Source organism: Cupriavidus alkaliphilus (genome assembly GCF_900094595.1).
Taxonomy (GTDB): Bacteria; Pseudomonadota; Gammaproteobacteria; order Burkholderiales; family Burkholderiaceae; genus Cupriavidus; species Cupriavidus alkaliphilus.
This window is the reverse complement of record NZ_FMAD01000006.1, coordinates 91878-110008: the sequence shown is the minus strand read 5'-3', so window position 1 is coordinate 110008 and position 18131 is coordinate 91878. Positions and strand designations below refer to the sequence as shown.

Genomic DNA, 18131 nt, shown 5'->3' with positions numbered 1-18131 from the left:
ATGACAGCAAATAAATCCCGGCTCGAGCCGCAGAGTCCGTATTGGTATGAAGACCTCCCAGGGCGGGACGCGACAATGCACACTTCTTCTGAGAAGCCGCCCACTATTGTTCAGGATTTACTGAGTATGGATGAGCATTGTCTGGAGCTTTCTCGCGCGGCCTCCATGCAAAGAGGTGCGGGATTGCTTTTCGGGGTGGGGATGTTGGTTGGCATGCTCTCGATCGCTGACACTATCGCGCTGATGTTAATGAAAGGTTTTTCAAAAATACCATTGGGTGCGGCGTTGTTTGCTGTCGGATTGCTTGGTTTTCTCGTTGCTATCCTGTATGTGATAAAGAAGGAGCTGCGCACTCCGCGGGACCTGCCGGTACGTTTTTGTCGTGATACAGGGTGTGTGCTTTCAATGGAGTATGTAACTAAGCTTAATCCATTTTTGAGATGGAAAGTGGTGCAGAGCGAATTGCGCTGGGAACATCTCGCTGCGGAGATTGCAAAGATTTCCGGGTACAATGGAAAGACTTATTCGGTGCGATATTCTCTTATAATTGCTGAGTGCGACCCGGGTACGAATAGAGTGGTGCGGCGGATTGTTTTGAAGTCTGATGAACTCTTTCCGGCTGCTCTGCATCAATTGTGGGCATGCATTCGAGATTACATGGAAAATGGTCCGGGAAGGTTGGCGTCTAATTCAGTAATAGTTGAGGTTTCCTTGGCTAGATGCCTATTACGATATTATCCTATGTTGGATTTTACGGGTGAGGGTGTGAGACGGCGCGAGCGAATGCATGTTGCAGCTCGTTTTTATAGTTTGATTTTATTCATTCCATTGTTTTGGGTGTTTATACCAATCGGATTTTGTGAGTATATTGCACTTCGACTTGCCCCTGTGTTGAAATGGTCGGATTTGTCCGTAAAATAGTCCGTTGGACGGCGCATTGACGAGTTCATGTTCGGGCCCGAATACGAGTACGCACGAGCCAAGCGGCGATCTATCGCCAGGAGCCGAGAACTATTGAGCATCGACGGTCAACGCTGCCGTTTGTCGGAGTGAAAAAACGAGAATATGAGTGGAGGCGAAAAATATATAAAAGCGCAGTTGCTTGGGTTGAAATCCCTCCCGCACGAAAGCGGTGCGTGGGGTTTTCTTTTGCCCCACAGGAAAGAGCAGGCAACTCATGAGCCTGACGCTCATGAACAAGTCCAGGATATCAACCCTGCTTACCTGACTTTCGTTGATAGTGAGATGAACGTCGATGGGGGAATGTGGCTGACTATCGGTATCTTCATATCCAGCTACATGCTTCTGGGGGCGATAACTTTTCTGCCTCCACTTCTTGCGCGTGAGACCCCTTTTGGCGTACTGGCGGTTGTTGTAGGTGTTTTTCTTTCAAGCATAATCGGCCCCGTTGTTCTGGTGTATAAAACAGTGACTAACCCTGTAAAGCCACCAGTGATTATTAGTCGTAAGGCCCGTAGGTGACGCCGGATGAAGAAAAGCGCGCGCGGCGAAATGCTTGGGAGGAGTATCTGAACGATTACAACGAGCCTAACCGAGAGGCCTTCGATAAAGAGCTCGAGCGCGATATGAACGCGTACGCCAAGAATACCTTGGCGCCCCTGGCGCGGAGCTTTGTGAAATGGTACGGAGGAACACCATATCGTGAGGCGATGGCCTGCAACCACGATGACACCGATATCAAGAGCGGCGAAGCCATGACCAGCCTGGTAATGGCTTGCCTTTATGACATTGTTGGTATCGAGCCGGTGTCCGATATCCTTCTTAAGGAGTTGCAGGGTTCATTTACGGAGCGTAAGAACACGGTGCTGCGAGCCCTCGTGCTTGACAACTCCGAGGCGGCCAAAAAACTAGAGAAGGCGGCGACTGCTGAGTTAGAGGTAGGAAATCCCGGGGCTTGGAGCAATGTATTCAAGGCCTTTGCCCACGTGTTAGAGAAAGGCCATGCCAATGAACTGGCGGGCGCGATGAGCAGTGTGGCCCGGATGGCGTACACCATGTCGGCGCCAATCGTGACATTGCTGGGCCGCTCGGGAGGAGCGGCAGCCGGGAAAGCGGGAGATGCCATGGTCGGTTTTGCCGCGCGCTATCGCCACGTGGCATTGCTTGGCCTTCTTGCCAACAGACCACTGCGACAGCTCAAGATTCGGGCATCTGAAGCTGAGATGGCGCATATCATCGTGGACGAGTTGGCACGCGCGCATCCCAATGTCGATAGGCAGGCTCTGCGGCGGCGGATCGACAACCACGTCCGGACTGAGTTGTCCGAGCGTACGGGCGCTCGCGCTCGGGTGCCGGAGGCGCGCAATGCGAGAGGCAGGCGTGTCTTTCACTGGACCGTGTTTTGGGACGAGGATAATAAGCGTTTATTCAGTAGCGCAAATCTTGATCAGTTAGACAATGTGCTTTTGCACGAGGACCAACTGCGTGCCGCGCTGCGTGGCCGGACTGCAAGTGCGATCAAACTCGATATCGGGCTGGGAGCGGCAGGACTGATTCTGGACGGATGGAATGTCTATAAGGCATGTGTCGAGCTACCTGACCCGAAGAAGGGAACCCCGGGACAACGGCAGTTGCAGTTAATTGGAGCGTTGACAAGCCTTGCGGGCAGTGCCGTTGAGGTGGCCGGTAAGGGGCTTGAACGTTCGGCCTGGGGTAAGACTTCGCTCGCCCGGCCATTCAGATTGTTCATGACAAAGGTTTCTAACCGGGCATTGCTGGTGGGTTTTTTGGGGAAGCTCATCGGCACGGCAGGGGCATTCTTGGGAGCGGTTCTTGATTATTGGAAAGCTAAGGATGCAGAGAAACAGGGTGACGTTCCCATGTACTATCTCTATATGACTACATCTATTGCGGGCGGGGCGATTGCGCTTCTCGTGCTCTTTGGGGTGCTAAGCGCTGGCCTAGGATTTGTGCTGATGATCGCGTTGGCCTTGGTGGCTATGCTCGGAGAATGGCTGCTCAATGTCATTAATAAAGGGCGATTATGATAGGGCGTGGTAAATATCTCAAGGCGCAATTAGTAGGATTAAGAGAGTTGCCGAATCAGAGCGGTGCGTGGGGAATTCTTTTGCCTCGCGGAGATGAGCCTGCAATTCATGAGCCAGATGCCAGAGATCAAGTTCAGGACATTAACCCGGCTTTTTTGACGTTCATTGACAGCGAAATGAACGTAGATCGCGGGATGTGGATCGTTTTAAGTGCATTCACTTTGAGTTATATGCTCGTCTTGGCCCTTGTTTTTGGTCCAAAGGCGATGGGCTCCGATATACCTATATGGTTCACTGTGCCCGTTGCCGCTATCTTCATTGCCTTTATAGTGGGACCGGGCGTTGGCATCTATTTCTGGGTAACTAGTCCGGTGCCACCACCAGTTATCCTGAGTAGAAAGAGTCGACAAATTTATGCATGGAGAGGAAAGAGTCTCGGATGGCGTGTCTTCAACTATGATGATGTGCATCCCTTTATATATCGTGCGCAATTGATCTCCACGGCTGGTGCGGCAACAATCTATACTCCTCAGATTGCTATTCTAGATGCGAATAGGAAGATTGTTGACGCTGTAGTCGTGGCTCCCCCTTCGAGACTGCCTAGCGTATGCGGCATGAATTGGGAGTTCATTCGTCGATACATGGATTATGCGCCTGAAATGGTGCCGTCTGTTCTTGCTCAGCCTCCAGTCAATGACAGAAGAGCTGTGCTGGCTAGAATAGATCAGATAGGTTTTAGCCGACTGGTTGATCGCAATTTTAGATTGGAGTCAAGTCTCTTCACTTGGTGCTATTACTATTTTTATGGCGTAATTGGATATTGGTGGTTTCGATCTGCGGCTTGGCTTCAGTGCCGCGGAAGATATCCTGAGTATTCAGTGGCAATGAAACAAGCTATGGCATTTGAAGGATCAAATCCATACCGTAAGGAACCCTTATCGCCCCTCGAACAAGCCGCATTTGCTGGAAAGCTCCCGCGCTTGAGATTTCGGTGGGCTATCATCGGAGCCCTCTCTACCTTTCTGTGGGGAGGGCTGTGGTTATTGATTGCCGCGCCGTTTCTCTTTATGTAGAAGGCTGCCGCAATAGTCCGGACTAAGGGCGGCCTTCCTTTGCCCGAGATGGCTTCTACTTTTTCACGTCAAGTGGTCTGTCAGTCCAAGGTACACTTTCACCCCGTTGGTACGGCGAGAGCCGCAGTTGGGATGAAATCATGTTCGGTCGCGAATACGAATACGCACGCGCCAGGCGCCGATCCATCGCAAATAGCCGGGAGCTATTGAACATCGACGGACAGCGTCGTTGGCGCGTCGATGAAAACAGTCCTGCCGAGGGCGTCTTTATCCCCGGCCGTTGCATCTATGCGCAGAACGACGCCTATCTGGAACTTGCCAACCCCGGTTTCGGCGTGCAAAGCTTGGTGACGTCCTGGGCGCTGCTGGTACTACTTGGTTGTCTGTTCACGATTTGGCTCTGGTACGGCCTGGCGCTTCATCCGCTGTTGTTTGGCAGGGTGTTTTTCCTCAGCTGGAACGAACCCTATGAATCGGCAATGCTCACGCTGGTGATTGGCGGGTGGACGGTCATGTTGTTGTTTGTGGCCGGCTTCGTGTTTTTCGTCGTCATGATGTTCATTGGCCTGGGTGCGCGTACAGCGTTCTTCAGCCCGTTGCGCGGGCGTGTCCGATTCAACCGCAAGACTCGCCAGGTCTACGTATTGCGACCTGGCTATTGTGGTGGCGACAAGGTGTTCGCATGGGATCGCCTGGAGGCAGTGCTGAAGCCATTTCCCGCACGCATGGAGCCCAAAGTTGTCCGCTACGAGCAGGCGCAGCCTTTGGTTCTTTACCACCCTCCATTCAGTGCAGACGATACTTCTGCAGAAGGCGAGGACGTCATCTTTATCGAGTCCGCGACAAACACATACTTCCCGGAGGGAGTCGCTGGCCTGTGGGAGTACATTCGCCAATATATGGAGGAAGGCCCTTCGGTCGATGTGATTCCACCCAATGCCCCGGCGTCGTTCAAACAAGTGCCGCGCTATCTGCCACCTGCCTACAGCACCTATTGCGGGATGCCAAGCGCTGCACAATGCAGGTTGGAGATGGATGTGTCATTCTATCTGCCCATGTATATGGCCCTGGCGCAATCCACTTGCTCGTGGGCGCGCTTTCCGAAGGAGTGGGAGAGCGACTCTGGCATTGGAGAGCCAGAGGAGCGGCCCGTACAGGCTGGCGCTGTGATGACTGCAATGGTGTATCGCGCAGAAGGCAAGCTGGCTAACGCGGATGAGGTGGAGTTCATGCGGCGCTGGGGAACCGCAGAGGGCCTTGATGAGGCCATGGCGCGATAGCCCGGTTGTCTGGATTAGGACGAGGCTGATGTAAGGCCTGTGCAAACTTGTTGATGGCCAATACATGAAAGAAGGTGAATACGCCGGTTGGCTGACCCGCTACAAACTGAATCGGCCGTTGCGTGAATACGAGATTGCCGAACACCTCGATCCGAGGCAGCGCATTGCCGACCTCCCGCCAAACGACCACGGCTTGTTGCGTCTGAACTCCACATTCGTGGAGTACATGGACCGGTTCTTCTTGCAGCGTGGCTGGGCGGCAATGGGGGGCGCCCCCTTTATCGCAATGCTGGTATTTTTCGGCGGCCTGTTTGGGTCCACTATTTATGTGCCGACTGGCGACAATCTCGAACCTACACGCGCATCGATCATTTCTGGATGGGTGGCGGTGATTGCCTGTCTGGCAACAGCCCTGTGTTTTATCAAATTCATCTGGCTCAAAGACTTCTTCTGCTACACCCACTACCCGATCCGCTTCAACCGCAAGAACAGGATGGTCTACGTCTTCCGGCACAACGGTCCGGGCGGTGTGCTGACCATACCTTGGGACAGTGCCTACTTCTACATCGGCCGATCTAGTCCAGCAGCTGGGAATCCGGGCCACTACACCTTCGACCTGCGTTGCAATGTCCTGGACGATCAACGCATGGTGCGCGATACCTTTGCCGTCGGCATGGATGGCAGCACCAGTCGCGGTGCGGTACTGGAACATTGGGAGATGGTGCGTCGCTATATGGAAGAAGGCCCGCAGAGCCTGCCATTCCCACCGCTGGCACTCACCGTTTCGACAGAAACAACGCTGCGCAATATGGTGATCACGCAGGTCAGTGGGCAGTTTTCGGGCTTTCTTGGCATTTTGATGCTGCCCATTACTTTGCCATGGGCTCTGTTTCGCTACGTTGCCATGAAAACCTGCAAGCGTCCTGTCTGGCCGGAGGATGTGGAGAATGCCTGCTTGATCGACCCGCAGGATCCCTTCATTCTGGAGGAGCCCAGCTATGCCGGCAACGCAAAAACCGTCGGTCCTGACGGGGACGAGCGGCTGCTGGCATACCGCGAACAGGCGGTGAAGCTGGCCCTTGAATACGATGCCGAGCGCAGGGAACGGCTTGGTCCGGACGGGACCGCCGCTTGAATGGCTCGGCACTAGCACTTAGTGGCGGTGCCGCTATATACCCCCGCGCATACCGGACAGCGCTGCAGCAACAAAAATGCCCCACGACAGGGCGGCGCCGACAGGCAGCGATATGGCGGCACTGCCCAAGCCCGTGATGGCGAGCCACCGGTTGCCGCGCAGCCCGGCAATCGCTGCAACGGGCAGTGCGGCGGCACCGACGATCGCGGGAATCACGATCCTGGCCATGGTGGGCTGATTTCCGCCGGCGATGAGCGCCATGAATGCGGTCACCAGTACCAGCAGCAGATGATAAAGAATGAACCTGGCCCGGGCACTTCGCAGCTTTCGGATCCACAGTCCAATGTACGCCGGATAGACCAGGGCGCCGCCGAATGTCAACAGTTCCACATCCCGAAACCTGGACTGCGAGACTAGTTCGTACACTGCCACGGGAACGAGTAAAACAATGAAGACCAGCGTGGCTTGTAGTGACAGGGTTCTAAGCAGACCTTTCATTGGCGGGAAGGCAGGACAAGGGGCAACGGAGATTTTTGCGGATGTGGAACACACGGGGCGGAAAATCGCGCCGGTAGACCTGCAGTGTCCGGCAGAGTGTACGTCGCAAATCCGCGCACTGACACCACGCCCATGGCCTTACCGCACCGCCAACGGTACACTTGCTTCTTGTTCCCACGGCTGACCGACCACCATGGCATCCCTCCAGTTCGACCGCCTGCTTGCTCCGCTTCCTGGCGACCAACCCTGTGGCGAAGACCTGCTTTTTTCCGCTGAATTCGACCGCATCCAGGAGGCGCGCCGTGCTGACGATCCGTCGCTGGACCAGGGCGATTGGGTAACGGACATCAAGGAGGCGGACTGGCGCGAGGTGATCGGCATTGCCACCTCGCTGCTGCAGGACCGCACCAAGGATCTTCGCCTGGCGGTCTGGTTGACCGAGGCGCTTTCGAAGGAGCGGGGTTTTGCGGGCCTGGGCGATGGCTACCGCCTGACAGCGGAGCTCTGCAGCCAATATTGGGAGCACCTGCACCCGGTGATGGAAGCTGACGATGTCGACTACCGCACCGGGAGTGTGACATGGCTGGCAGGGCGGTCGAGCCAGCTGATCCGCGAGATTCCGCTGGTCGATGAATCGGCGGGCGGATACGCCTACGTCGACTGGGAGGTGGCGACGCATCTCGCGGAAGCGATTCGCCGCGATCCGGAGCAGGCGGACGAGCTGTCGCAGGGCAAGGTCAGCCAGGAGCAATTCGATACGGCGCGCAAGAAGACGCCGGCGGCATTCTATACGGCGCTGCATGCGGACCTGGTGTCCTGCGAAGCCGCGCTGAAGCTGCTCGGCGATGTGCTGGACGAGCGGGCCGGCGAGCATGCGCCCAGCTTCCGGCAAGCGCGCGAGGCGCTGGAAGCAGTGCGCATGCTGGTGGAGCGCTTTGTCGGCAAGCCGGTGGAACGGCCCGCCGGTGCAGAGGCGAGCCAGGGACCATCCGCGTCTGCCCAGAGCGGACATGCAGGCGTGCCGGCTGGCGCTGCCGAAGCCACGCACGCCGGCCCCATCCGCACGCGTGCCCAGGCGCTGGCCCAATTGCGCGAGGTCGCGGATTTTTTCCGGCGTACGGAACCGCACAGCCCGGTGGCTTACCTGGCGGCGCGCGCTGCCAAGTGGGGCGACATGCCGCTGCACGCGTGGCTGCGCACGGTGGTCAAGGACGATGCCACGCTGTCGCAGATCGAGGAGCTGCTGGGTGTGACCACGGATCCGTCGAGCGATAACGACGCATGATCCAAAGCCACGCCGGCAGCATCGAAGCGCCGGCGTGGTCCACCGCCATGCGCGGTTACTGCCCCGCCCGGAACTCAATCCTCCGGTTCTTCGCGCGCCCTTCCTCCTTGTCATTCGGCGCCACCGGCTGGTCCGGTCCCACGCCCACTGCCGTCAGCATGCCGGGCTCGCCGCCTTTGCCGATCAGGTAGTTCTTCACGGTTTCCGCGCGTGCCTGGCTCAGCGTCAGGTTCAGCGCGCGGCTGCCGGAGTTGTCGGTGTGGCCGACAATCTCGATCTTGCGGCCGCTCAGGCGCGGCAGCACCGCGGCCATTTCATCGAGGATGGCGCGGCCCTTGGGCGTCAGCGTCGCTGCGCCCGTCTCGAATTCGATGATCCGGTTGGCCAGGGTCTGGTCCAGCAGGTTCTGTTCGGAAGCCGGCACGCGCAGGCCGTTCTTCACTGTATAGGCCTGGCCAAGGCCGGTGGCCATGTCGCTGGCGATCTGCTGGCGCTGGGCTTCGTTGCGCACGTCGCCGTGCACGGATACCTGGGTACCGTCGATGCTGAGCTGGCCGCGGCTGACCTGCTTGATTTGCGGCGAGAGGATCTTCTGCACATTGGCCGACCAGTTCGGGGGCGAGACCACGTTGCCGACCTCGATCTGATCCACCACGTTGGCGCTGCCATACAACTCGCGCAGGCGCGCCAGCACGCTGGCCTTGGTGGCCTCGTCAGGAACGGCGCCGCCTGCAACGACGCGGCCTGAAGCAGCGGCTGCGGTGGCAGCAGGCGCAGCGATGCCGGTGGTACCAGGATCGCCCGGCGCGGCGTGGCCGGGTAGCATCGTCAGCGCTGCCAGCAATCCAGCTGCCAGCGCTGGCGTGCGCGCTTTTACAGCGATGGAGGCAGTCTTGAAATCAGCTGCCCGGTTGCGTACTGCATTGAAACCCATGCTCATTCCCCGGCAAAGACTTCACGGAAGGTATCCAGCGCGAGGCGCAGCGACAGTTGCGGCTGGTCCATGTAACTGACGAACTTGGCCATGCCGTAGTCTCCGTTGACGTGTTGCTCGACCCATTCGGGGTCATCGATATTGATGTTCTGCTCGGCATAGGCCAGCGGCGAGATCACGCCGTGCAGCGTGCGCGACGAGGCGCCGTTGAAGCCGATCACCAGCCGCTCGTTGCCGCCGATCTGCCCGAGGAAGATCGACAGTTCGAAATCTGCCCGGTGCAGGAAGCGCGACACCAGTTCCAGCCAGAAGCTCGCCACCAGGCTGCGGTAGAGCGGATCGGCGGGCAGTGGCAGGGTCAGGCCTTTTTCCAGGTGCGACGAGCCGGACGACATCAGTGGCTGCAGCAGGATGCCCAGCGCCAGCAGCGTGCGGCGCAGGCGTACCTGCTGGCCCTGGCCGGCCAGCATGTGTTCCAGGCCGGCCACGGTCTGGAAGTCGATAAAGTCGGCAAAGCTTGCGTCGTGCGTCTGGGCGCCGGCACCGGTCTCCACGCCCAGCTGGGCCTGCCCCAGTTGCTGCAGGCCTTCGGTGGCATCGGAGGCCTGTGCCAGCGCATGCATCTGCTGCCCCGCGCGCGTCCACAGGCGGGCCAGTGCCAGCGGGCTGCGGGCGATGAAGTGCAAGGGGCGCTCGACTTCCATCGCCGCTGCCGTCAGGAACGGAAAGCGGCGCGAGGACAGGTCGCTGCTGGCCATCAGCGCACCGGCGATGGCCAGCTTGCTCTGCGAACCGAGGAAAGCGAAGTGCATCGGCTTCCAGGCGTCATAGCTGGCTTTCCAGGCCGGATCCTCGGCCAGCAGTTCCATGCCCTGCGCCAGCCAGCGGTCCAGCGTGTCGAGCAACTGGGTGTTATTGGCACTTTTGACGAAGTCGCCCCGGGACGGGATCTTGCCGAAATAGGACAGCTGGAGTTGGGTCGGCTGGCTCATTGCGCCGTACCTCCTTGGTTGACTTGGGCCGAGGCCTGCGCGGTGCCCGGCGTGCTGGCCTGCGGGTTCGGGGCCGGGGGGGCGGACGGCGCCGCCGCGGGAGAAGTCGACGGCGAAGCGGCCGGCGGCGTCGCGGTATTGAGCGGCGCATTGGCGTCAGCGATCGCGGTCGGCAGTCGCAGTCCGCGCAGGCCCTGGCTCTGCGGCGAGTCGGAAGCACTGGCATTGCCCGCGGTCTGCGGACTGCTGATGATGCGCAGCGCCACGCTGACCGAGATATTGTCGCGGCTCCAGGTCAGGTCGAAGGCGCCATCCGGGCGGCGCTTGCGCGCGGCCGTGGCGATCAGGCGCTCCAGGCCGAAGCGGCCGGGTTCGTTGAGCAGCTCGACCGAGCGGCCGTCGAACGTCGTTGCCGTGATGCGGGCGCCGGGCGAACCCTGCGGGTTGGGCCAGACAAAGTTGGCCCACTGCGCCGGCGTATTGCGATAGCGCAGCTGCTGGCCGTCGATCTCGATGGTGTACTCGGTGGTGCCGGTCGCGGGCGTCGGCAGGATCTGGAACACGGTCTGCTGGGCTGCCGCGGCCGTGGTGCCGCCGCCGCCTCCCGCCGCGCCGCCGGTCAGCGGCGCCACCCAGCGCGTGAAGTTGGTAGTGAATTCCGGCGCCAGCGTCAGCCCCAGGTCGCCCCAGGTACGCGCTGCCAGCATGTCGCCGCGGCGCACCGACAGCGGGCCGATGGTGGCGGTGGTGAACTTGGCGATGGCGCCCTCCGGCCCGAAGATCTGGCCGATCTCCGCCGCGCTGGCCTCGATCTTGGCATCCGAAGCAAACGGATACTTGGTGGCCAGGGTCTGGCTGAACGGCTGGTACACCTGTGCGTTCCAGACCTTGTTGATCTCGACGCTGGCGGGGCGGATCACCACGGCGTAAGACTGCAGCAGCGGGCGCACCAGCAGCGGCCGCAGCGCCTGGCGCTGGCTGTCGGTGAGGCCGGTCATCATCTGCTCGTCGACGTATTTGAGCGCATCCGACAGCTCCGAGCCGTTGCCGTCAAGCGTCTGCTGCATCAGCTGGCGCGCACCGGGTCCCGGGTCGCCCTGGTTCTTGAGCTGGTTGAAGCGCGTACGCACCTTGGACAGCGACTCCATATAGCCGCGCAGCATCGAGTTGTTGTCATGCATCACGACGATGCGCGCCAGCCCCGAGAACTCCTTGCCGACCGGACCCATCGGAATCGTGCCCGCCGCGCTGCCGGCGCCGCTGACATCGACATTGACGCTGACCTGCGAGGGCGTGCCGCGCGAGATCAGCCGCTTGAACCAGTCCAGCATGCCGGACTTGGCTTGCTTCAGGCCGGCATTGAGCAGCGAGGGGTTGTCCCATGACGTCTGCTCATACGCCGTGTCCAGCACCTTGCGGATCGGCGAGTTGGCCGGGTCTCCCAGCAGGTTCATGCTGGCCACGGCCTGCTCGAAGCTGCCGAAGTCCTGGATGGTCACCCCCTGCATGAAGCGCTGCCATTCGCGCGCGTACTCGGTCTTGTACATGGTGACCAGCGTCTTCTGGATCTGCTCTGGACTGCCTTCCAGGGTCAGGTCGTCGCGCGCGGCGACATTGAGCACCCAGTCCTTGGTCTGCAGCTCCTTGCTGGCGGCTTCGCGGATGGCGGGCTGCACATAGCCGAGCCACGCTTCGCGCGTGAAGGTGCCGGGCACGGCGTAGCTGCCGGCGACCACCGAAGCACCTGTGTCGCCCACGATGCGGGCCACGGTCATCGGGGCAAAGCGGGTCGAGGCGCGGGCCTTGATCTCGGCATAGGCGCGCTCGCGCGCGGGCATGCCCCGTACCACACGGCGCAGGTTCTCGCGGGACTGGTCGATCAGCGACAGGTTGCCTTCCAGCAGCGGCCAGTTGTCGTCGTTGACGCGCGCCAGGTAGAAGGACAGGTTGCGCTCGGCCGAGCGGATCAGCTGCTCGCGCGGCATGTTGCCGCGGTTGTCTTCGAGCCAGCCGCGCCAGAACCGGGTCATCTGGTCAGTCAGGTGCGCCACCTCTACGTGGCGCTTGTCCGCCAGCATCAGGTAGGTCTTGAGCGCGTTGTACGCATCTTCCACGTTGGTGGGCGAGGCGTCGGTGTAGCGTTTGCCTGCGGCAGGCGTGGTGGTGGCCGCGGCGGTCGTGGCGGCGGGGGCCGAGGCAGGGGCCGCCGACGCCAGCGCCGTCGCGGTCACGGCACCGGTTTCAGGCGGCCGCACCATCGGTGCGAGTTGGTCGGGATGGGCGTTGACCTCTGCCAGGAAGGTCTCGATGGCCCCGCCAACGGGTTTCAGCATGACCTGGCGCAGGCCGTTGTAGTACTCGTCGAGCAGCTTGTGCTGCAGCGTATCGCCCTGGTACAGGCCCAGCGACAACGCCAGCGGGTGGTCGGTGCGGAAGCGTTCCAGTTGCTCGATGCGGTCCTGGAGGATGTCAAGCGCCTCCAGCCGCGCCTGCAGGTCGACGCGGTTCTGCTGCATCTTGACGATCTTGTCCAGGTCCGCCTGCACGTTGGCGGTCAGCTGCCGGTTGCCCAGGAACGACCAGGTCCAGCCACCCAGCAGCAGGCCCAGCAGCAGCACCAGACCGAAGAACGTGGCAAAGCGCAGCCGTGTCTTGGCGGGGCTGGCAAACTGGCGCACGGTGCGGCGGTCGGCAAAGATCACCTTGGAAAACAGGTCGCGCAGGAAGAAGCCGTTCTTCGAGAACACCTCGCGGTTGCCGGCCACGCCTTCCAGCTTCAGCCCGAAACGGCGCGCGATGCGCTCGGCCGAGACGCTGGTGGTGCTGGCCTCCTGAACCGCGCTGGTGAAGTAGAAGCCGCGGAACACGGGCTTGTACTGGAACGGATTCTCGTCGAACAGCGTGACCAGGAAGGCGCGCAGCGTGGGCTTGATCGAGGCAAATTCCAGCGGAAAGCTCAGCAGCCCCGGCGACAGCTTGCCGTTGCGGTGCTGCGCGATCTGCGCCACGCTGATCTCCTTCAGGCCGTCGCACAGCTCGTCGAAGCGCTGGTCGAACACGGTTGCCACGTCGCGGCGCTCCTCGAGCGCGAAGGGCAGGGTGGCGCCCCAGACGCGGTCGCGCTCCTGCTTTTCGTTGTCGCCGAAGAATTCGGTAAAGCCGGTGATCAGGTCGGCCTTGGTGAACATCACGTAGACCGGCGCGAAGACTTCGAGCCGTTCGGTCAGCTCCTGAACACGCTGGCGCAGGTTCTTGGCAAGGTTGATGGCGAACTCGGGCCGGTTCTGCGTCAGCTCCGGAATGCTGACCGTCACCACGATGCCGTTGATCGGCGCCTTGGGCCGATAGCGCTTGAGCAGGTCCAGGAAGCCCAGCCATTCACGCCGGTCCTCTTCATGGATGGCATAGCGGCCGGCGGTATCGAGCAGGATGCCTTCGGTAGTGAAAAACCAGTCGCAATTGCGCGTGCCGCCGATGCCATGGATCACGGCGTTGTTTTTGTCTGCGAACGGAAACTGCAGGCCCGAGTTCAGCACGGCCGTGCTCTTGCCGGCCGCCGGGTTGCCGATCACGATGTACCAGGGCAGCTCGTAGAGCGCCTCGCTGCCTGACATCTGGCCCAGCTTCGAGGTCTTGATGGTCTTCACGGCGCTGGCCAGGCGCGTGCGCAGCGCCTCGACCTCGTCGCGCTTGTCGGGCGGTGCGGCCTTGGCGGCCATGTCGGCCTGCTGCTCGAGGATGCCCTCGAGCTTGCCGCTGGCCCGGCGCGCGCGCCAGCGCTTCCACAGATAGGTGGCCAGCCATGCCAGCAGCAACACGCCAAGGACAATGGCGACCCAGGCCAGGCCGATTTCGAAGGTCTGCGCCATCAGCAACAGGAAGACGGTCAGCACGACCACGCCGAATACCGATAGCGTGCGTGTGTGGGTCAGGAAGTTAAGGATGCGATGCATGTTGCCTTTGGCTCGGGAGCAATACGGGATTCGGGGGCGCGGTTCGGGGCAGGGCGGTTCAGGCAGGATCTGGCGCCACGGGTCCCGCCGGCAGGACCGCGACAGCGCCGCGCTGCTGCGCGTCGCCGGCGCTCAGGGCCAGCACGGGCCGGCCGCCATCCAGCGCCAGCTGGTGGGCCACTACCACCGGCAGCAGCGCGCCGGCGGCGCCGGCGTAGCCGCACGGCAAGCCCAGCGCGAGCAGGTCGGCAACCGGGTCCAGCGTGGGAAAACGGGTACTGACGACCTGGGCGATCTCGACGGTGCGCACGGGGTGGACGCCGGTGTCCGTGACGATGGTTGCCACTGCCGGCGGGGCTTCTTCGGACTGCGGCGCGGTGTCTGCTGCATCCTGGGGCGCGGCTTCGGCTTTGCTGGCAATGGTCTCGATGGCCTGGGTGACGGCCTGGGCAAGCGCCTCGAGTCGTGGCTGGCCACGGTCTACCGTAGGCGCGTCCAGGCGGGACATCGCCGTGCGCGCAATCAGGATCGGCGCGCTTTGGGCATCTGCGTCCGTATCCCCGTCAGCGTCTGTCTCGGTGGCGCGCGCGGCAGGCTGGTGCGCGCCCAGCAGCACGCCGGCGGCAGCCTCCCCGGGGGTTCGGCCATGCGGGCAGCGCGCACTGAAGAGCTGGTCTTCCAGTTCCAGCGCCTCGACGGCATTGGCGCCAATCAGCGAATCGGCGGCCACCAGCATGCGCAGCGCCGGTGTGCCGTCGACCGGCCGGTTCACGGCCTGGGTTGCGCGGTCAAGCAACAGCAGGGCATCGCCGTCGCCGCGGGCGGCCGTGGCTTCGAGCGTGAGCCGCGCAGCTGGCCAGTACTGGGACAAGCGCTCGCGCAGCCAGTCACCGGCGGCGGCCTGGCGCGTTTCCGGCCACCCGCGCGGCAGCAGCATGGTGGCCACCAGCGGCCCGGTGCTGTCCGGCACGGCCATGTCTTGGCCGGCAGGCGCGTAGACCGCTGCCTGCATGCCCAGTTCATCCGTCACCTCCGCGGCCAGCGCGAGCGCGCGCAAGGCCTCGTCGTCCCAGGCCAGATCGGGCGTGCGGGCCGCGAATTCCGTGCGCAGGCTGTCGATATCGAGCGACTCGATCTGGGCAGCAAAGACAGGCCCGGGCAAACCATCCAGCGCCACCAGGCCAGGCCGGTTGCCGGCCTTGGCGGCCTCCACCAGGGCATCGGGCGCATTGCCCGCGGGCGTGCGCACCGCGCTGGCAAGCAGCGCCGCGCGCCAGGTGCGGGTTGGGTCTTCCGACTGCGGCCGGGTGCCATCCGTGGCATTGTCGGTAGCCCCGGGCGGGGCGGTGGAGGGCGCCTGGCTGGCGGCCGCAACATTGCTGCGGATGCCGTCCAGGGCGCGCTTGATGACCAGGTAAGCGGCCACCATGCCGGCCGGCATCAGCACCAGGTGCGTGACGATGTCAGTGGTGGTCGGCATCCGGTTGATCGATTGCCACCAGGCAATGGTCGCCACCCACACCACGGCGAGCACCGCGAACAGAATCAGCGTGGACTTGATCAGTCTTGGAAACATGGTTTCGTGTCGGATAGCGGCGGGAAGGCGTTTGAAACGGCCGTTCGCTGCCAGGACTTCATTCGCTGCCGGTCACGCCCTGGCTGGACAGCAAGGTCGCGCCGCAAGCGGTCTTGTCGCCATGCCGCGCGGCGGCGCGACCATCGATGATCACGTTGGGATCGCCGGTGACAATGACGGTAATGCCGCCGTGGCCGGAGCGCGGACAGGTAACACGATCTCCCACGCACGCAATGCCCTTGCCGTTGGTGCTGGTGTTGCCCGAGGCGGTGATCACCACGCCGCCGTGGTCGGTCTTGTCGCCCAGCAGAATGAAAGGACGTGCCACTACGCTCTCCCCAGATTGCGCCGGCCAACCGCTGCCGGTCCTGAATTCATGTTCCTGCCGGCCCCGCCATGCGGAGCCATCGTGCCGTTATTGCTGTGCCGGCCGCTTGCCCAGCACACCCGGGCGCCGCAGCTCGACGTGCCCGAGATCCATCATCTTCCAGCGGCCACCCCAGACCAGGCCGGCGGATTCGGCGGCACGGCCATACAACTCGTATCCGCGCATGGCCCACGGGTCTTTTTCGCTGATCACCAGCTTGCCGTCGCGGTAGAAGGCGCTGTCCGCGGCCAGCCCGAACTGGTGGTAGCTGTGGTAGGCGCCGGCCTGCGTCACATGACTGCCCATGGCGGCCAGCTTGGCCTGCCGTTCCGGGCTGCGGTAGCCCTCCAGCAGCGCCATTTCATAGCCGTGTTCGTCGCGCATGATCTTGTAGACCAGCAACAACCGCTGCCTGAAATCAGCATCCAGCTGCTCCCAGTCGCGGCTGGCTTCGCGGATGGCCGGGCGGATCAGCTCAACTTCGCGCGTGGTAAAGACCTCTGGCGGCAGCGGCGGCGGTGGCACCAGCCGCTCGCCATTGAGCAGCGCGGCGATCTGCGGATCCGGTTCGCGCACGCCGTCATCGTCCTCGAACTGGAAGACCTGCCGGTGACGCAACGCCAGCGCCACCACCGGCGGCAGCGTTACCACGCCCGCGGCCGCCAGCACCAGGGCGCGGCGCTTTGCCAGGAAGTCCCTGGCTGAAGCCAACGTAGTGGTGGCGTTGCCAACCGACTGGCGGATCGAACTGGCCGATTGCGAGCCGGCCGACGCCGCACTGGTGCTCACGCGGCGCCATTGCGTGCGCGCCACCGCAAAGCAGCGCTGCCGTACTGCGGGAAGAAGCAGCACGGCAGCAGCGGCAACCATCAACACGAAATAGAGGACCAGTGCGACAAAGACCATGCTTTCCTGCTTGACCAGGCTGGCTGCGACCCTTGCGGCGAAGGCGGGCGCAAGGGTAACTCAGCATATTCAGTATTTTTTACATCTGTATTCGATGAAATCTCAATCCCGGGGGACGTCCCCCCGTATCGGGTTTGTCTTTCCACGAGGCCAGCCGTAGAATCCGGAAGTCTAAGGCCAAATTGACCGAATTTGCCATATATGACACAACGGGTCGGTAATTGTAAATCCGCCCGGTAGCGTCCGCCGCGCATTTTATTTCAATTCTCTTGATGACAGATGAGCAATAGCGACGATGTGAAGCCGCCGGGGCCACCGACGCTCTTCGGCAACGAGCCCGATGCCGGCGCCGCCGGGCAGACCCGCATCCTGGCCAGCCTGGAGGGTCGCGTGCCGATGGCTGCCAAGGCTCCGGCCAGCAAGCCCGGTCGCGGATACGTGGCTGGTGGACTGGTCGCTGTCGCCGCTGCCGCGGTGGCCGGCTGGCTATGGCTGGACCCGGGCGCCGACGCGCCGGTGCCAATGCAGGCGGACAAGCCGTCGGCTCCGGCCCAGGCCGGGGCTGATGCGACCGCTCCGGGGACGCAGGCGCTGGCCGGCCATGCGCCGGGGTCGTCTCCGGCAACTGCCGTTGCACCGCCGGAACCGGTGCTCGCGGTGGAAGCACCCCAGCCCCAGGCCGCTACCATCGTCGATGCCAGCAGTGACCCCGTACTGGATAGCCTGGGCAAGGTGGACGGCGCGACTGCCGCCGCAGGTGCCGTTGCGGGCGCCACGACGCTGGCTGCACTGACCGCCCTGGGGAGCCAGCCTGCCGCGGCCAGGCCACAGTCTGCCGAAATCAGCAAATCTAGCAATAAGGCATCGAGCGCAAAGACAGCGTCGTCAGCGGCAAAGTCCACAACGAACGCGGCGAGCAGCAAAGACAAGGCCGCCGTGGCAAAGAGCAGCACAGCGGCAAAGCCAACCCGGACAGCACGTCGCAAGGCGTCGTCCGCAGCGGCTGACCCCGATGCCGAAGTCCTGGCAGCGTTGTTGTCGCAGCCGGAAGGCAAGCCGATCAGCACGGCGGCGGCCAGCACGCGCCCCTCCGCAAAGGCGCGCAACTGACCCCCGGCGCGTCA

At 62.1% G+C, this 18131-nt stretch carries 15 protein-coding genes; 8 read left to right on the top strand and 7 right to left on the bottom strand.

Features of this window, described 5'->3' with window-relative positions; genetic code table 11:
* The 6 genes from GA0116996_RS28030 to GA0116996_RS14305 all read left to right on the top strand — a co-directional run bounded on the left by GA0116996_RS28030 (position 1) and on the right by GA0116996_RS14305 (position 6496).
* Positions 1 to 921 (top strand): DUF6708 domain-containing protein, encoded by a 921-nt coding sequence (locus GA0116996_RS28030; protein ID WP_141693741.1) that lies wholly within the window; start codon positions 1 to 3, stop codon positions 919 to 921.
* A 144-nt stretch (positions 922 to 1065) separates the two neighbouring features.
* Positions 1066 to 1482 carry a hypothetical protein gene (locus GA0116996_RS28025; protein WP_141693740.1) on the top strand — a complete coding sequence of 139 codons (417 nt, stop codon included), beginning with the start codon at positions 1066 to 1068 and terminating at the stop codon, positions 1480 to 1482.
* A complete protein-coding gene (locus GA0116996_RS14315; protein WP_141693739.1) occupies positions 1479 to 3008 on the top strand; it encodes a T6SS effector BTH_I2691 family protein in 1530 nt (509 codons plus the stop codon). Before GA0116996_RS28025 ends, GA0116996_RS14315 begins: the two co-directional genes overlap by 4 nt.
* 47 nt (positions 3009 to 3055) lie before the next feature.
* Positions 3056 to 4081 (top strand): hypothetical protein, encoded by a 1026-nt coding sequence (locus GA0116996_RS28020; protein ID WP_141693738.1) that lies wholly within the window; start codon positions 3056 to 3058, stop codon positions 4079 to 4081.
* Between the two features lie 140 nt (positions 4082 to 4221).
* The gene (locus GA0116996_RS14310) at positions 4222 to 5361 is read left to right on the top strand and encodes a DUF6708 domain-containing protein (protein WP_092312599.1); all 1140 of its coding nucleotides are present in this window, start codon (positions 4222 to 4224) and stop codon (positions 5359 to 5361) included.
* Between the two features lie 64 nt (positions 5362 to 5425).
* Positions 5426 to 6496, top strand: coding sequence for a DUF6708 domain-containing protein (locus GA0116996_RS14305; protein WP_092312596.1), 1071 nt, complete (start codon positions 5426 to 5428; stop codon positions 6494 to 6496).
* Positions 6497 to 6529: 33 nt separating this feature from the next.
* On the opposite strand, the gene GA0116996_RS14300 is transcribed toward GA0116996_RS14305, so the two are convergent.
* Positions 6530 to 6994: a hypothetical protein gene (locus GA0116996_RS14300; protein WP_092312593.1), complete on the bottom strand. Its 465-nt coding sequence runs from the start codon at positions 6992 to 6994 to the stop codon at positions 6530 to 6532.
* A 193-nt stretch (positions 6995 to 7187) separates the two neighbouring features.
* Here GA0116996_RS14300 and tssA point away from each other — a divergent pair, with 193 nt between their 5' ends.
* Complete coding sequence (gene tssA / locus GA0116996_RS14295) at positions 7188 to 8279, top strand: type VI secretion system protein TssA (RefSeq protein WP_092312590.1); 1092 nt, start codon at positions 7188 to 7190, stop codon at positions 8277 to 8279.
* A gap of 55 nt (positions 8280 to 8334) precedes the next feature.
* Here the strand turns inward: tssA and GA0116996_RS14290 are convergent, their stop codons facing one another.
* The 6 genes from GA0116996_RS14290 to GA0116996_RS14265 all read right to left on the bottom strand — a co-directional run bounded on the left by GA0116996_RS14290 (position 8335) and on the right by GA0116996_RS14265 (position 17007).
* Positions 8335 to 9213: an OmpA family protein gene (locus GA0116996_RS14290; RefSeq protein ID WP_092312587.1), complete on the bottom strand. Its 879-nt coding sequence runs from the start codon at positions 9211 to 9213 to the stop codon at positions 8335 to 8337.
* A 2-nt stretch (positions 9214 to 9215) separates the two neighbouring features.
* Entirely contained in the window at positions 9216 to 10205 is a 990-nt protein-coding gene (gene tagF / locus GA0116996_RS14285) for a type VI secretion system-associated protein TagF (RefSeq protein WP_092312584.1), read from the bottom strand.
* On the bottom strand, positions 10202 to 14158 hold the full coding sequence (tssM, locus tag GA0116996_RS14280; RefSeq protein ID WP_092312581.1) for a type VI secretion system membrane subunit TssM: 3957 nt from the start codon (positions 14156 to 14158) through the stop codon (positions 10202 to 10204). Before tssM ends, tagF begins: the two co-directional genes overlap by 4 nt.
* A 58-nt stretch (positions 14159 to 14216) precedes the next feature.
* Positions 14217 to 15734: a hypothetical protein gene (locus GA0116996_RS14275; RefSeq protein ID WP_092312578.1), complete on the bottom strand. Its 1518-nt coding sequence runs from the start codon at positions 15732 to 15734 to the stop codon at positions 14217 to 14219.
* A gap of 58 nt (positions 15735 to 15792) precedes the next feature.
* Complete coding sequence (locus GA0116996_RS14270; RefSeq protein WP_092312575.1) at positions 15793 to 16062, bottom strand: PAAR domain-containing protein; 270 nt, start codon at positions 16060 to 16062, stop codon at positions 15793 to 15795.
* An 87-nt stretch (positions 16063 to 16149) separates the two neighbouring features.
* Positions 16150 to 17007 carry a M15 family metallopeptidase gene (locus tag GA0116996_RS14265; protein ID WP_092312572.1) on the bottom strand — a complete coding sequence of 286 codons (858 nt, stop codon included), beginning with the start codon at positions 17005 to 17007 and terminating at the stop codon, positions 16150 to 16152.
* 279 nt (positions 17008 to 17286) lie between these two features.
* Between GA0116996_RS14265 and GA0116996_RS14260 the strand changes: the two genes are divergently transcribed.
* Complete coding sequence (locus GA0116996_RS14260; protein ID WP_092312569.1) at positions 17287 to 18117, top strand: hypothetical protein; 831 nt, start codon at positions 17287 to 17289, stop codon at positions 18115 to 18117.
* Positions 18118 to 18131 lie beyond the last annotated feature (14 nt).

Coding starts and splice junctions, on each gene's coding strand:
- GA0116996_RS14290 (WP_092312587.1), bottom strand. CDS start 9,213: ATGGGTTTCAATGCAGTACGCAACCGGGCAGCTGATTTCAAGACTGCC.
- GA0116996_RS14300 (WP_092312593.1), bottom strand. CDS start 6,994: ATGAAAGGTCTGCTTAGAACCCTGTCACTACAAGCCACGCTGGTCTTC.
- GA0116996_RS28030 (WP_141693741.1), top strand. CDS start 1: ATGACAGCAAATAAATCCCGGCTCGAGCCGCAGAGTCCGTATTGGTAT.
- GA0116996_RS14310 (WP_092312599.1), top strand. CDS start 4,222: ATGTTCGGTCGCGAATACGAATACGCACGCGCCAGGCGCCGATCCATC.
- tagF (WP_092312584.1), bottom strand. CDS start 10,205: ATGAGCCAGCCGACCCAACTCCAGCTGTCCTATTTCGGCAAGATCCCG.
- GA0116996_RS14265 (WP_092312572.1), bottom strand. CDS start 17,007: ATGGTCTTTGTCGCACTGGTCCTCTATTTCGTGTTGATGGTTGCCGCT.
- GA0116996_RS14275 (WP_092312578.1), bottom strand. CDS start 15,734: ATGTTTCCAAGACTGATCAAGTCCACGCTGATTCTGTTCGCGGTGCTC.
- tssA (WP_092312590.1), top strand. CDS start 7,188: ATGGCATCCCTCCAGTTCGACCGCCTGCTTGCTCCGCTTCCTGGCGAC.
- GA0116996_RS14305 (WP_092312596.1), top strand. CDS start 5,426: ATGAAAGAAGGTGAATACGCCGGTTGGCTGACCCGCTACAAACTGAAT.
- GA0116996_RS14260 (WP_092312569.1), top strand. CDS start 17,287: ATGAGCAATAGCGACGATGTGAAGCCGCCGGGGCCACCGACGCTCTTC.
- tssM (WP_092312581.1), bottom strand. CDS start 14,158: ATGCATCGCATCCTTAACTTCCTGACCCACACACGCACGCTATCGGTA.
- GA0116996_RS28025 (WP_141693740.1), top strand. CDS start 1,066: ATGAGTGGAGGCGAAAAATATATAAAAGCGCAGTTGCTTGGGTTGAAA.